This window comes from Nocardiopsis protaetiae, assembly GCF_045446735.1.
GTDB lineage: Bacteria > Actinomycetota > Actinomycetes > Streptosporangiales > Streptosporangiaceae > Nocardiopsis > Nocardiopsis protaetiae.
In genome coordinates this window covers 1-13,203 of the sequence record NZ_JBJJBV010000324.1, presented here as the reverse complement: position 1 = coordinate 13,203, position 13,203 = coordinate 1, and the positions used below count along the sequence as shown (strand labels likewise).

At 72.1% G+C, this 13,203-nt stretch carries 12 protein-coding genes; 6 read left to right on the top strand and 6 right to left on the bottom strand.

The features are described from left to right. Nucleotides 1-175: 175 nt before the first annotated feature. Both ACJOT3_RS30685 and ACJOT3_RS30680 read right to left on the bottom strand, forming a co-directional pair. On the bottom strand, nt 176-1,321 hold the full coding sequence (locus ACJOT3_RS30685; RefSeq protein ID WP_406976624.1) for an RNA polymerase sigma factor: 1,146 nt from the start codon (nt 1,319-1,321) through the stop codon (nt 176-178). A gap of 8 nt (nt 1,322-1,329) precedes the next feature. Beyond that, entirely contained in the window at nt 1,330-1,737 is a 408-nt protein-coding gene (locus ACJOT3_RS30680) for a YciI family protein (RefSeq protein ID WP_406976623.1), read from the bottom strand. 273 nt (nt 1,738-2,010) lie between these two features. Between ACJOT3_RS30680 and ACJOT3_RS30675 the strand changes: the two genes are divergently transcribed. Next, on the top strand, nt 2,011-2,901 hold the full coding sequence (locus ACJOT3_RS30675; protein ID WP_406976622.1) for a hypothetical protein: 891 nt from the start codon (nt 2,011-2,013) through the stop codon (nt 2,899-2,901). A gap of 91 nt (nt 2,902-2,992) precedes the next feature. Here ACJOT3_RS30675 and ACJOT3_RS30670 read toward each other — a convergent pair whose 3' ends face one another. From ACJOT3_RS30670 to ACJOT3_RS30655, 4 genes are all read right to left on the bottom strand, one after another. Then, nucleotides 2,993-4,426 carry a dihydrolipoamide acetyltransferase family protein gene (locus ACJOT3_RS30670; RefSeq protein WP_406976621.1) on the bottom strand — a complete coding sequence of 478 codons (1,434 nt, stop codon included), beginning with the start codon at nt 4,424-4,426 and terminating at the stop codon, nt 2,993-2,995. 15 nt (nt 4,427-4,441) lie between these two features. Continuing rightward, complete coding sequence (locus tag ACJOT3_RS30665) at nt 4,442-5,419, bottom strand: alpha-ketoacid dehydrogenase subunit beta (RefSeq protein ID WP_406976620.1); 978 nt, start codon at nt 5,417-5,419, stop codon at nt 4,442-4,444. Between the two features lie 3 nt (nt 5,420-5,422). Then, nucleotides 5,423-6,529, bottom strand: a complete 1,107-nt coding sequence (gene pdhA, locus ACJOT3_RS30660) for a pyruvate dehydrogenase (acetyl-transferring) E1 component subunit alpha (protein ID WP_406976619.1) — start codon at nt 6,527-6,529, stop codon at nt 5,423-5,425. Nucleotides 6,530-7,179: 650 nt separating this feature from the next. Beyond that, nucleotides 7,180-7,785, bottom strand: coding sequence for a sigma-70 family RNA polymerase sigma factor (locus tag ACJOT3_RS30655; RefSeq protein WP_306367714.1), 606 nt, complete (start codon nt 7,783-7,785; stop codon nt 7,180-7,182). A 378-nt stretch (nt 7,786-8,163) separates the two neighbouring features. Here ACJOT3_RS30655 and purS point away from each other — a divergent pair, with 378 nt between their 5' ends. The 5 genes from purS to purL all read left to right on the top strand — a co-directional run bounded on the left by purS (nt 8,164) and on the right by purL (nt 13,185). Further along, nucleotides 8,164-8,409: a phosphoribosylformylglycinamidine synthase subunit PurS gene (gene purS, locus ACJOT3_RS30650; RefSeq protein ID WP_220564319.1), complete on the top strand. Its 246-nt coding sequence runs from the start codon at nt 8,164-8,166 to the stop codon at nt 8,407-8,409. A gap of 230 nt (nt 8,410-8,639) precedes the next feature. Next, nucleotides 8,640-9,134 carry an ATP-binding protein gene (locus ACJOT3_RS30645; protein WP_406976618.1) on the top strand — a complete coding sequence of 165 codons (495 nt, stop codon included), beginning with the start codon at nt 8,640-8,642 and terminating at the stop codon, nt 9,132-9,134. 402 nt (nt 9,135-9,536) lie between these two features. Next, entirely contained in the window at nt 9,537-10,232 is a 696-nt protein-coding gene (gene purQ / locus ACJOT3_RS30640) for a phosphoribosylformylglycinamidine synthase subunit PurQ (protein WP_406976617.1), read from the top strand. Between the two features lie 46 nt (nt 10,233-10,278). Continuing rightward, nucleotides 10,279-10,797, top strand: a complete 519-nt coding sequence (locus ACJOT3_RS30635; protein ID WP_406976616.1) for a hypothetical protein — start codon at nt 10,279-10,281, stop codon at nt 10,795-10,797. 93 nt (nt 10,798-10,890) lie between these two features. Next, entirely contained in the window at nt 10,891-13,185 is a 2,295-nt protein-coding gene (gene purL / locus ACJOT3_RS30630; RefSeq protein WP_406976615.1) for a phosphoribosylformylglycinamidine synthase subunit PurL, read from the top strand. The last annotated feature ends 18 nt before the right edge of the window (nt 13,186-13,203 follow it).

Below are 13,203 nucleotides of genomic sequence, written 5' to 3'. Positions count from 1 at the left end.
CCTGCGCGTCCCGACCGCACAGGCGCACCGGCCGCCGGACCGCACCGTGCAGACCGCGGGAACATCCGCGGGCGGCCCGGACGCCCCGCACACCGGCCCCCTGCGCGTGCGTGCCCGGCGCCGACCCGCCCGGCCCCGACCCGCCCGGCCCGGGCCGCGCCCGTGGCGCGGGCCGTCAGCGGCGCAGCAGGGTGTTGAGGCGGGCGGCCTGGCGGGTCAGGTGGTCACGTTCGGCGAGGTCGGTGGCCTTGCGGGCCGCCTCCGCGTACAGCCGGGCCGCCCCGGCCAGGTCGCCGTCGCGTTCGTGGAGGTAGGCCGCCACCGCCGCGTACCGGGGCAGCGCTTCGTCCAGTTCCGCGAGCGCCGCCAGGCCCGCGCGCGGCCCGTCGGCCTCGCCGACGGCCACCGCCCGGTTGAGGCGGACGACCGGGCTGTCGGTCAGGCGCACGAGCTCGTCGTACCACTCGGTGATCTGCGGCCAGTCGGTCTCCTCGGCGGTGGGCGCGTCGGCGTGCAGCGCCGCGATGGCCGCCTGGGCCTGGAACTCGCCCAGCCGGTCGCGGGCCAGGGCCGCCTGGAGGATCCCCACCCCCTCGGCGATCAGCGCGGTGTCCCAGCGGCCGCGGTCCTGTTCGGCGAGCGGCACCAGGGCGCCGTCGGGGGCGGTCCGGGCGGCCCGCCGGGCGTGGTGGAGCAGCATGAGGGCGAGCAGCCCCGCCACCTCGGGGTGGTCGATCGCGGCGGCGAGCCGCCGGGTGATCCGGACGGCCTCGGCGGCGAGGTCGACGTCGCCGGAGTAGCCCTCGTTGAAGACCAGGTAGAGGACGCGCAGCACGGTGGCGACGTCGCCGGGCCGGTCGAACCGCACCCCGGAGACGGTGCGTTTGGCCCGGCTGATGCGCTGCGCCATGGTCGCCTCGGGCACCAGGTAGGCCCGGGCGATCTGGCGGGTGGTCAGCCCGCCGACGGCCCGCAGCGTGAGCGCGACCGCGGACGACGGCGTCAGCGACGGGTGGGCGCACAGGAAGTACAGCCGGAGGGTGTCGTCCACCGCGGACGCGGGCCCCGGCTCCGGTTCCTCGTCCACCAGGTCCTCCCGGCGGCGGCGGGCGGTGTCCGCCCGGGCCGCGTCGAGGAACCGGCGCCAGGCCACGGTGACCAGCCAGCCCTTGGGGTCCCGCGGCGGGTCGTCCGGCCAGACCCGGACCGCTTCGACCAGGGCTTCCTGGACGGCGTCCTCGGCCGCCGCGAAGTCGGCTCCGCGGCGGACGAGGATGCCGAGCACGCCCGGGGTGAGGCTCCGGAGCAGGGTCGCGTCCACGTCGGGCGTCACTCCGTGATGGTGGGCGCCGCGCCCAGGAACGGACGCAGCTCCAGCCACTCGTGGATGGGCTTCCCGCCCGCCCCGGGGGCGGCCGACAGCTCCCCGGCCAGCTCGACCGCGCGCTCGTAACCGTCCACGTCGATCACCATCCACCCGGCGATGAGGTCCTTGGTCTCGGCGAACGGCCCGTCGGTGATCGGCGGGCGGCCCTCGCCGTCGTAGCGGACGAACGTCCCCTCGGGCGCGAGCGCCTGGCCGTCGACGAACTCGCCGCTCTTCTCCAGCCGGTCCGCGAAGTCGTTCATGTACTGGATGTGGGCCGAGATCTCCTCCGGTGTCCACTGGTCCATGGGCACGTCGTTGACCGCCGCCGGGGCGCCGCGGTAGTGCTTGAGCAGCAGGTACTTGGCCATCGTCGTTCTCCTTCGTGCGGTTGCGGCCCGTTCCCGGCCGCCTTCACCCCTGGGACGGAGCCGGTCGCGGATCCTCGACATCCCGCCGGATCTTTTTTCACGACTTTCCGGAGCCTCCCCCGAACGGGCCACCCCCACCACGTTCTCCCCCGAACGGGCCGGATACCGCAACTCTTCGCGGCCCCGGCACGTCCAACCCCACAGGGTCGTCCCCCGAACGTCAGGAGCTCCCATGCCCCCGTTCTCCCTCCAGTACAGCCCTCGGGCGGCGCGATGAGCGCCCGCCGCTACCTCAAGGCCACGATCGCCGCCCTGGCCAGCGGCGGTGCGATGGTCGGCCTCGGCCTCGCCATCAACCAGGTCAACCTGGAGCGGTTCGACCAGCGCAGCATGATCTGGCTCGGCGTCGCCCTGGCCCTCGCAATCGGCACGGCGGCGATAACCGCCTACAAGAGCGGCTCCGACACCCACCGCCCCATCGCCCTTTCCCGCACGGATCACGCCGACCGCGAGACCTTCGACCTCACCACACCCGGCGAGCGCCTGCGCATGCTCCTGCTCCTGTCCTTCAAGGAGTATCCCTGGGGAAGCTTCCTCGGCGTCCTCGGCGCACTGTTCCTCGTGGCTTTGGGGGCTCTCTGGGTCGCCCGGGACACCGGACCGGTCCGCGACCTGCTGGTCCCGATCACCGGCCGCGGAGGCGAATTCGACCCCTACACGGTGCTGGAGTACGTGCCCCTGATCGTGGCCGGGTACACGGTGGTACTGGTCGGGTCGTACGTCATGACCTGGTTCGAAGACGAACCGCGCGGCGGCCGTGATCGGGTCATCATCGACCCGCACGGCTTCACGGTCCTGGACCTGCGCCGGATCCGCCGATCCGACCGGAGCTACTCGGTGGAGTGGGCCGACCTGGAGAAGGCCCGGGCGGCCCCTACAGCGGACGGCTCCGACCACGCCATACTCATCATCTTCAAGAAGGACCGGGACCCCGGCGACAAGTGGCATGAACGTACCGGGCTCGAATACCCCAACAGCGACGGCCTCATCGCCTTCCGCGTCTCCCCCGACCTGCGCGACGAACACGGCTCCCCCGTCCTCCCTCGCCTGCGCGACGCCCTGGCCCGGTTCGGCCCGGCCGCCCGCACGGAGACCGACTCCTGAGAAGCCGCCCCCGGAAAACAGGTGCGGCCCCCGGGGTCTCCCCCGGGGGCCACGTCGCACCGTCAGCCCCGACGGTGCGGTTCACAGGAGACTACCCCCAGGCGAGGGAGGTCAGTTCCGGGTCCTCCAGCGCGGCGCCGATGTCGCGCAGCACCTTCGAGCCGAGCTCCCCGTCGACCAGCCGGTGGTCGAAGGACAGCGACAGCGTCGTGACCTTGCGGATCTTCAGCTTTCCCTTGTGCACCCACGGCATGTCGCGGATCTGGCCGAAGGCCAGGATGGCCGCCTCGCCCGGGTTGAGGATCGGGGTGCCGGCGTCCACCCCGAACACGCCCACGTTGGTGATCGTGACCGTGCCGCCGGACATGTCCGCCGGGGTCACCTTGCCCGCGCGGGCGGTCTCGGTGAGCTCCTTGAGCGAGGCCGCCAACTGCGGCAGCGTCTTGGCGTTGGCGTCCTTGATGTTGGGCACCACCAGGCCGCGCTCGGTGGCGGCCGCGATCCCCAGGTTCACGTAGTCCTTGACCACGATCTCCTGGTTCGCCTCGTCCCAGGACGCGTTGACGTCCGGGTTGCGCTTGATCGCCAGCAGCAGCGCCTTGGCGACCATGAGCAGCGGCGACACCCGCACGCCCGCGAAGTCGGGGTGCTCGCGCAGCCGCGCGACCGCCTTCATGGTGCGGGTGACGTCCACCTGGAGGAACTCGGTGACGTGCGGCGCGGTGAACGCGCTGCCCACCATCGCCGCCGCGGTCGCCTTGCGCACGCCCTTGATGGGCGTCCGCCGCTCCCGCGCGGACCGGTCCACCGTCCCGCCGGACACCGCGGAGCCGACAGGGGCCGCGGGGGCCTCCTGGGGCGCGACGGCCGGTTCCGGGGCGGCCTGCGCACCCGACTGCGCGCCCTGGGCCGCCGCGTGGACGTCGTCGCGGGTGATGATCCCGCCCGCGCCGCTGGGTGCGACCGTCGCCAGGTTCACCCCCAGGTCCTTGGCGAGCTTGCGCACCGGCGGCTTGGCCAGCGGACGGCCCTGCGAGGCCACGGGGGCGGGGGCCACCGCCACCGGCGGCGCCGGGACGGCGGCCGGCCTGGCGGCCGGGGCCGGGGAGACCGGCCCGGAGGGCGCCGGGCGGCGGCGGGCGCGGCGCTGGGTGGCGGCGGCCTTCTCGCCGTAGCCCACCAGCGGCTTCTCCCGCTCCTCCTCGGCAGGGGCGGTGCCGGAGCCGGCGGCCGATCCGTCGTCCCCGCCGCCGGTGCCGTCGTCGACGGTGATGATCACCGTGCCGACGTCGACCGTCTGCCCCTCCTCGACCAGCAGTTCCTTGACCGTGCCCGCAAAGGGGCTCGGCAGCTCGACGACCGCCTTGGCGGTCTCGATCTCGCAGATGTTCTGGTTGACCTCGATCACGTCACCGGGTTTGACGAACCAGGTGAGGATCTCCGCGTCGACCAGGCCTTCGCCCACGTCGGGCAGTTTGAACGAGTGCACGCCGCCCACGGCGGGGGCGTTCTTCTGAATCGCCATGTTCCCCTTGTTCCCCTAGTACGCGAACGCCCGGTCGACCCCGTCCAGGACCCGGTCCAGGTCCGGCAGGTAGTACTCCTCCAGCCGGGACTGCGGGTAGGGGGTGTCGAACGCGGCGACCCGGATGACCGGGGACTCCAGGTGGTAGAAGCACTCCTCGGTGATCCGGGCGGCGATCTCCGCGCCCGGCCCGCCGGTGAGGGTGGCCTCGTGGGCGACCACCAGGCGGCCCGTCTTCTTCACGGACTCGACGATGGTCGGGTAGTCCACCGGGGACAGCGACCGCAGGTCGATGACCTCGATGGAGTGGTCGGTGTCGGCCTCGGCCGCCTGGAGGGCGGTCTTGATCATCGGCCCGTAGGCGAGCAGCGTGACGTCGGTGCCGGGGCGGGCGATCCGGGCGGCGCCCATGGGGGTCGCCTCGGCGATGGGCGCCTCGGTGTCCACCTCCGCCTTCTCGTAGTAGCGCCGCTTGGGCTCCAGGAAGATCACCGGGTCCTCGCTGCGGATGGCCTGCTGGATCATCCAGTAGGCGTCCACGGCGTTGGCGACGCTGATCACGCGCAGGCCGGCCGTGTGCAGGAAGTACGACTCGGGGGACTCGCTGTGGTGCTCCACGGCGCCGATGCCGCCGCCGTAGGGGATGCGCATGACGACGGGGACGCTGAGCTTGCCGGCGGAGCGGCGGCGCATCTTGGCGAGCTGGGTGAAGGTCTGGTTGGCCGCGGGGAAGAAGAACCCGTCGAACTGGATCTCCACCACGGGCCGGTAGCCGCGCATCGCCATACCGATGGCGGTGCCGACGATGCCGGACTCCGCGAGGGGGGTGTCGATGACGCGGTCGGCGCCGAAGTCCTTGTACAGGCCGTCGGTCACCCGGAAGACACCGCCGAGCTTGCCGACGTCCTCGCCCATGACGAGGACCTTGGGGTCGTGCTCCATGGCGGCGCGCAGGCCGGCGTTGATCGCCTTGCCGATCGTGAGGTTGGTCATGGCCTATCGGACCCCTTCCGCCTCGAAGGAGGCCAGGTAATCGGCGTACTCCGCGCGCTGGCGGTCGATGTGGACGTTGGGCTCGGCGTACACCTCGTGGAAGATGTCCAGCGGCCCGGGGTCGGGCAGGTTCCGGCACTGGGTGCGGACCTTCTCCCCCAGGGCGTCGGCCTCGGCGTCGACGGAGGCGAAGAACTCCTCGTCGGCCAGCCCGTTGTTCTCCAGGTAGCGGCGCACCCGAAGGATCGGGTCCTTGGCCTTCCACTCGTCCAGCTCGGCCGCGTTGCGGTACCGGGTGGGGTCGTCGTTGGTGGTGTGGGCGCCCATGCGGTAGGTGAACGCCTCGACCAGGGTCGGGCCGTTGCCCTCGCGGGCGTTGTCCAGGGCGGCGCGGGTGACGGCCAGGACCGCCAGCACGTCGTTGCCGTCCACGCGCAGGCCCGGGAAGCCGAAGCCGGAGGCGCGCTTGTAGATGGGCACGCGGGCCTGGCGCTCCAGCGGCTCGGAGATGGCCCACTGGTTGTTCTGGCAGAAGAAGACCACGGGGGCGTTGTTCACCGAGGCGAAGTTGAACGCCTCGTTGGTGTCGCCCTGGCTGGTGGCCCCGTCGCCGAAGTAGGTGATGACGGCGGTGCCGTCCTCGCCGAGGGCGCCGTCGCGCTGCACGCCCATGGCGTAGCCGGTGGCGTGCAGGGCCTGGCTGCCGATGACGATCGTGTAGAGGTGGAAGCCGTGCTCGTGGGGGTCCCAGCCGCCGTTGGTGACGCCGCGGAACATGCCGAGCAGTTCCTTGGGCTCCACGCCGCGGCACCAGGCGACGCCGTGCTCGCGGTAGGAGGGGAAGGCCATGTCGGTGCCGCGCAGGGCGCGGCCGGAGCCGATCTGGGCGGCCTCCTGGCCCAGCAGGGAGGCCCACAGGCCGAGCTCGCCCTGGCGCTGCAGGGAGACGGCCTCACTGTCGAAGCGGCGCACCAGGACCAGGTCCCGGTACAGGTCGCGGACCTCGTCCGCGGTGATCTCCAGGGGGTAGTCGGGGTGCCCCGTCAGTTCCCCTTCCGGTGTCAGGAGCTGGATGAGCTCCGGTTCCTCGTGCACGGTGGTGTCCGACACGTCGCTCCTCGGTATTCGGGGCCGGTTTCGCGCGGGTGAGCGCCGGCCGGCCGGATCGTCGCGCGCGCACCCGGGGTGATGGGTGTACGGCGGACCTCACCATATGGTGACAGAACTCACCCTGGCCAGCGCAAGACCCGGCCATCACCTTTTACGCGGCGAATCCATGTTCCCCGACGCCGGACCAGCCCGGTTAGCAGGGCTTCCTAGCATGTACAAGGCCTTCCGACGACTTTGTCGGCGGATGGCCGACGGGTGGTCGGGAGCCGGTCGGCGGGTGGCCGCGGGGTCGCGGAGCGTCCGGCCGCGGAGCGACGGGCGGCCGGGTCCGGCCACGGAGCGTGGCGGGAAGGACGGTCCGAAAACCCTCCGGGGGGCGGGGCCTCGCGAACCTCGGCGCCGGACGGGGGCGGGGTTCCAGCCCTCCCGTGCCGCGCCGTCCCCGGTTCCCCCGTGGCGCGAGGCGCGGCGGGGTTCTGGAGGCTCCGGAGGAGACGTCCGAGGAACGAGGACTTCGACGTAGGAGCCGAAGGTCCCCGCCTTCTAGGGACGCCGAGCCGGGTGGCAGGACCGTGGCCGCAGGCCATCCGTTGAGGGTGGCGGTGGGCGACGGGCGGGCCGAAGCGGAGCGGAGGTTCGAAAAGGCACGGCTAGCGGGCGGCGGGAACGCGCATGCCGCGTTCGCGTGCGTAGTCGGTCAGCATCTCGCGGAGCTGGCGCCGGGCGCGGTGCAGCCGGGACATCACGGTCCCCAGCGGGGTGCCCATGCGCTCGGCCACCTCCTTGTAGGCGTAGCCCTCGATGTCGACGAGGTAGATGACCTCCTGGAACTCCTCGGGCAGCCGCGCGAGCGCCTGCTTGATGTCGGAGTCGGGCAGGTGGTCCAGGACCTCGTTCTCGGCCGACCGCATGCCCGAGGAGGTGTGCGCCTCGGCGGCGGCGAGCTGCCAGTCCTTGATCTCGTCGGTGGTCTCCTGGCGCGGCTCGCGCTGCTTCTTGCGGTAGCTGTTGATGAAGGTGTTGGTCAAGATCCGGTAGAGCCAGGCACGCAGATTGGTGCCGGCGCGGAACTGGTGGAAATTGGCGAAGGCCTTGGCGAACGTTTCTTGAACGAGGTCTTCTGCGTCGGCCGGATTGCGGGTCATCCGCAGGGCCGTGGGGTAGAGCTGGTCCGCGAACGGCGTGACGGCGGTGGCGAAGTCCAACGCCTCTTCCGGCTCCTGCCGGTCACTGTTCCGTGCGGCGATCGGTTCCATTTCGATAGTCGTCAAGATTCCCCCTCAGGACGACCGGACGATCACTTCCACCCTGTTAGACGCCACCTTGTGCTCTCAATGATGACATCAATCGGGGTGATCCGAGTCACGAACGTACCGAAACACTCGCTTGCGGGGTTCAGGATGCGGTAAAAACCCCGGTTTCCCCCTACCCCGCAAGGGGTTCCGAATATTCCCCGGCCGGACCCGGCCACACACCGGCCCGGGGGTGACGAGGGACTCGACCGCACCGGTGCCCCCGCGGGTGCCGTACTCTGGCGTCGCCCGCTCCGAGCAGTACGGAGAGGCGTCCGCCCGGCCGGGGAGCCGGGAGGGGACGGGAGGGCGGCACACCCATTTTCTCTTGTGGAGGACCCTGTGGCCCGCGTCGTTGTTGACGTCATGCTCAAGCCCGAGATCCTGGACCCGCAGGGCCAGGCGATCGCCGGCGCCTGCTCGCGCCTGGGTTTCGAGGGGATCGAACAGGTCCGCCAGGGCAAGCGCTTCGAGGTCGAGGTCGAGGGCGAGGTCGACGAGGCCAAGCTGGCCGACGTCCGCCGCCTGGCCGAGACGCTGCTCGCCAACACCGTGATCGAGGACTTCCGGGTGCACGTGGCCTCCTGAGCCGACGGCCCTGAACCACCCGACCGATCCCGCGCCGCCGCGGACACCCGCGCCGGATTAACGGCCTTCGCCCAAAAGCGGGGGAAGTGCCCACAGCGCCGGATGTGCAACGCAACGACCGGCGGTGTCCCATGAGGACGCCGCCGGTCGTTTTACGTACACCGCCCTCGGGAAGGTTCCTTGACGTGCCGGACCCATGACCGACGACGGAGCACGAGAGGTGTTATTTCATGGACGCCGTCTTCTCGATCTCCCTACCGCGGCGTGCGTACACGGTCGCCGTCGTGCGCGACATCCTCGGAACCCTGCTCTTCCGGGCCGGGCTGTGCCGGGGCTGCGTCGACGACTTCCTGCTGGCCACTTCCGAGGCGTGCGCCAACGCCGTGGAGCACGGCGGTTCCACACCCGATTACCGGGTGGACGCCGAGATCGACCGGCATTGGTGCGAAGTGCGCATCTCCCATACGGGAAGAGCGCCCGACTCCGAAGCGCTCGCCGCGCGCTTCACCTCGGAACGCCCCCCGCCCCTACCCGGACTGGATTCAGAATCGGGCAGGGGCATTCTGTTGATGCGCCGCCTCATGGACGAGGTGTCCTTCGAGGGGGAGCCGCGGGTCACCGTGCTCCTGCGCAAACGCCGCACCTCCTGCGACACGGGCCCCGACGACACGGCGGCCGGGAGCATCCCGGCCCGGTTCGACGCTCTGACCCTGGGTCGGGTCTGAGGGGTCTACGGCAGGGCGGCGGGCACCGCGCCGTGTGCCCCGCGGGCGCCGCGCCGCGCACTCCGCGCGCCGCACCCCGCGGGCACGGCGGCGCACCCCGCGAACACGCCGGTGCGCCCTCCGCCGACATGACGGCACCCCTCCCAAGGCACTGTGTCGCACACCACGGCACCTGTCGGGTCGTACACCCGCAGGCCCTCCGGAGCCGCCGCTTTCGGGAGAATCGTACGAACGCAGGCCCCGGAACGGGGGTGAGCGTCGTACCCGAGCACAGGTGAGCGGGTACGCTGCCAAGTGCGGACGCGGTGCCCCCCTCGGGGTCCGGACGGCCGCCGCCGACCTCCTCGCCGAAACTCCCCGCAGCAGCGGGGAGGGACCCGACCAACGACTCGGAGTGTGCTCATGACAGCCCGTGTGGGCGTCGTCACCTTCCCCGGTTCCCTCGACGACAAGGACGCCGCGCGCGCCGTCGCGCTGGCGGGCGCCGAGCCCGTGGCCCTGTGGCACGCGGACGCCGACCTCAAGGGGGTCGACGCGGTCGTCCTCCCCGGCGGCTTCTCCTACGGCGACTACCTGCGCTGCGGTGCCATCGCCCGCTTCGCGCCGCTGATGTCCGAGCTCGTCCCGGCCGCCCGCTCGGGCGCCCTGCCGGTGCTGGGCATCTGCAACGGCTTCCAGATCCTGTGCGAGAGCCACCTGCTGCCGGGCGCGCTCACCCGCAACTCCACCCTGCGGTTCGTCAACCGCGAGCAGCGGCTGCGGGTGGAGAACACCGCCACCGCCTGGACCGGCGACTACACCGGGGGCCAGGAGATCCTGGTCGTGCTCAAGAGCGGCGAGGGCAGCTACGTCGCCGACGAGGCAACCCTCGACGCCCTGGAGGCGGAGAACCGGGTCGTGGTCCGGTACGCGGACGACAACCCCAACGGCTCGCGCCGCGGCATCGCCGGGATCACCAACGAGCACGGCAACGTCGTCGGCCTCATGCCGCACCCCGAGCACGCCGTGGAGGCGCTGACCGGCCCCTCCACCGAGGGCCTGGGGTTCTTCACGTCGATCCTCGCCCACCTGGGCGCCAAGAGCCCGGTCGGCGTCTGAGCCCGGCCCGGTCCCACCGCACACCGACAAGGGGACGATCCTCGCGATGATGGCGCTCCTGCGCTCCCGGACCACGATGTACGTACTCGCCTCGATCGTCGTCGTGGGCCTGGTGGTGTCGGCCGCCGTCGGCCTGTTCAACTCGCTGGGCACCGTGCCGTCCGGCGCCCCGCAGACCGGGCAGGGGGACGGGGCACCGCCCGCCCGGGCCGCCGACGTGCCCGACGTCTCCCTGCTCGGGAACCCGCCGCCCGGCCTGTCCTACGCCTCCGACCCGGAGGACGACGTGTACTGCCGGCAGGAGGGCTGCGCCCGGCTGGTCAGCGTGCTCACCGAGGACGGGGAGGCCACGGAGGACCCCCGGGCCACGGTCCGGGAGGTCTACGACCACCTGGTGGACCGGGACTGGATGATCATGCTCCCCGAGGGCGTCGAGTCGCCCGACGACCTGCCGCTGGAACAGACCGTGCTGACCGACCAGACCGTCATGGTCGCCGACTCCTCCACGGGCGCCGCAGGGGAGCCCGCGGTGCTGATGGTCCGCTACGCGGACCTCACCCGATGACCCCGCTCACGACGACCCCGCCCACGACCTTCCGCGCCGGTCGGCGGACGCCACGGCCCGGCTCACACCCGCACATCCCGAACGGAACCACGCATGTCTGAAGTACCTCGTCTCGACACCGTCGCCGTGGCGCAGAGCAGCCCGGACACGCCTCAGCCGTACGCCGAACTGGGCATGGCGAAGGATGAGTACGAGCGGGTCCGCGAGATCCTGGGCCGCCGCCCCACCTCCGCCGAGCTGGCCATCTACTCGGTCATGTGGAGCGAGCACTGCTCGTACAAGTCGTCCAAGGTGCACCTGCGCCAGTTCGGCGAGAAGGCGCCCCACAGCGACGCCCTGCTGGTCGGCATGGGCGAGAACGCCGGTGTGGTCGACGTCGGCGACGGCCGCGCGGTGACCTTCAAGATCGAGTCGCACAACCACCCCTCCTACGTGGAGCCGCACCAGGGCGCGGCCACCGGCGTGGGCGGCATCGTCCGCGACATCCTCACCATGGGCGCCCGCCCGGTGGCGGTCATGGACGCGCTGCGGTTCGGCCCGGCCGACGCCGACGACACCAAGCGGGTGCTGCCGGGCGTGGTCTCGGGCATCTCCTTCTACGGCAACTGCCTGGGCCTGCCCAACATCGGCGGCGAGATCGGCTTCGGCGCCGGGTACATCGGCAACCCGCTGGTCAACGCCCTGTGCGTGGGCGTCATGAAGCACGAGGACATCAAGCTGGCGCAGGCGCCCGGCCCAGGCAACAAGGTGGTGCTGTTCGGCTCCACCACCGGCCCCGACGGCATCGGCGGCGCGTCGGTGCTGGCCAGCGCCACCTTCGACGACGAGTCGCACGCCAAGCGGCCCAGCGTCCAGGTCGGCGACCCGTTCATGGAGAAGCTGCTCATCGAGTGCAGCCTGGAGCTGTTCGCCAAGGACCTGGTCGTGGGCATCCAGGACCTGGGCGCGGCGGGCGTCTCCTGCGCCACCACCGAGCTGGCGGCGGGCGGCACCGGCGGCATGGACATCCGGCTGGACCGGGTGCCGCTGCGCGACCCGCGACTCACTCCCGAGGAGATCCTCATGAGCGAGTCGCAGGAGCGCATGATGGCCATCGTGGAGCCGGCCAAGATGGACGAGTTCCTGGCCATCTGCGACAAGTGGCAGATCCTGGCCACCGAGATCGGCGAGGTCACCGACGTCACCGCCGAGGAGGCCGAGCGCGGCGGGCGCCTGGTCATGACCTGGCACGGGGAGACCGTGGTGGACATGCCGCCGCGGACCGCCTCCGACGAGGGCCCGGTCTACGAGCGCCCCTACGCCCGCCCGGCGTCGCAGGACGCGCTCCAGGCCGACGACGCCGCCGCGCTGGCCCGGCCCGCGACCGACGCCGAACTGCGCGAGCAGCTGCTGCGGGTGCTGGGCGCGCCCGGCGTGGGCGACCCGACCTGGGTGACCCAGCAGTACGACGGCTACGTGCGCGGCGACACCGTGGTGTCCACCCCGCACGACGCCGGGATGATCCGCATCGCCGACGACTCCCACCGGGGCGTGGCGCTGTCCACCGACGGCAACGGCCGCTACACCCGCCTGGACCCGTACGTCGGCACGCAGCTGGCGTACGCGGAGGCGTACCGCAACGTGGCGGCGACCGGCGCCCGTCCGCTGGCGGTCACCAACTGTCTCAACTTCGGCTCGCCGGAGGACCCGGGCGTCATGTGGCAGTTCGCCGAGTCCACCCGGGGCCTGGCCGACGCCTGCAAGGCGCTGGGCACCCCGGTGACCGGCGGCAACGTGAGCTTCTACAACCAGACCGGCGACGTGGCGATCAACCCGACCCCGGTCATCGGCGTGCTGGGCGTCATCGACGACGTGCGCACCCGCCTGAAGACGGCGTTCGGCTCCGAGGGCGCGCGGGTGTTCCTGCTGGGCGAGACCCGGCCGGAGTTCGGCGGCTCGGCGTGGGCCGACACGGTCCACGGCCACCTGGGCGGGCTGCCGCCGCGGGTGGACCTGACCGCCGAGGCGGCGCTGGGCGAGGTGCTGGCCGAGGCCGCCGAGCGCGGCCTGGCCGAGGCCGCCCACGACCTGTCCGACGGCGGGCTGGGCGTGGCCCTGGCCGAGTCGGCGCTGCGCGGCGGCACGGGCGTGCGGGTGACGGTGTCCGAGGACGTGTTCACCGCCCTGTTCAGCGAGTCCGGCGCCCGCGCGGTCGTGGCGGTGGCCCCGGGCGACGAGGAGGAGTTCGTGGCGCTGGCGGCCCGGCACGGGGTCCCGGCGGAGCAGATCGGCACCGTGGGCGGCGACGCCCTGGTGGTCGCGCACGCTGGCGGCGTCGTGGAGGTCCCGCTGCCGGAGCTGCGCGAGGCCTACGAGTCCACCCTGCCCGCCCTGCTCGGCGACCTGTAGGACCGCTTCACCGCGGGG

Excerpts from the sequence above, each read along its gene's own strand:
- ACJOT3_RS30680 (WP_406976623.1), bottom strand. The coding sequence starts at position 1,737 with ATGGCCAAGTACCTGCTGCTCAAGCACTACCGCGGCGCCCCGGCGGCG.
- ACJOT3_RS30675 (WP_406976622.1), top strand. The coding sequence starts at position 2,011 with ATGAGCGCCCGCCGCTACCTCAAGGCCACGATCGCCGCCCTGGCCAGC.
- ACJOT3_RS30670 (WP_406976621.1), bottom strand. The coding sequence starts at position 4,426 with ATGGCGATTCAGAAGAACGCCCCCGCCGTGGGCGGCGTGCACTCGTTC.
- ACJOT3_RS30665 (WP_406976620.1), bottom strand. The coding sequence starts at position 5,419 with ATGACCAACCTCACGATCGGCAAGGCGATCAACGCCGGCCTGCGCGCC.
- ACJOT3_RS30655 (WP_306367714.1), bottom strand. The coding sequence starts at position 7,785 with ATGGAACCGATCGCCGCACGGAACAGTGACCGGCAGGAGCCGGAAGAG.
- ACJOT3_RS30645 (WP_406976618.1), top strand. The coding sequence starts at position 8,640 with ATGGACGCCGTCTTCTCGATCTCCCTACCGCGGCGTGCGTACACGGTC.
- purQ (WP_406976617.1), top strand. The coding sequence starts at position 9,537 with ATGACAGCCCGTGTGGGCGTCGTCACCTTCCCCGGTTCCCTCGACGAC.
- ACJOT3_RS30635 (WP_406976616.1), top strand. The coding sequence starts at position 10,279 with ATGATGGCGCTCCTGCGCTCCCGGACCACGATGTACGTACTCGCCTCG.
- purL (WP_406976615.1), top strand. The coding sequence starts at position 10,891 with ATGTCTGAAGTACCTCGTCTCGACACCGTCGCCGTGGCGCAGAGCAGC.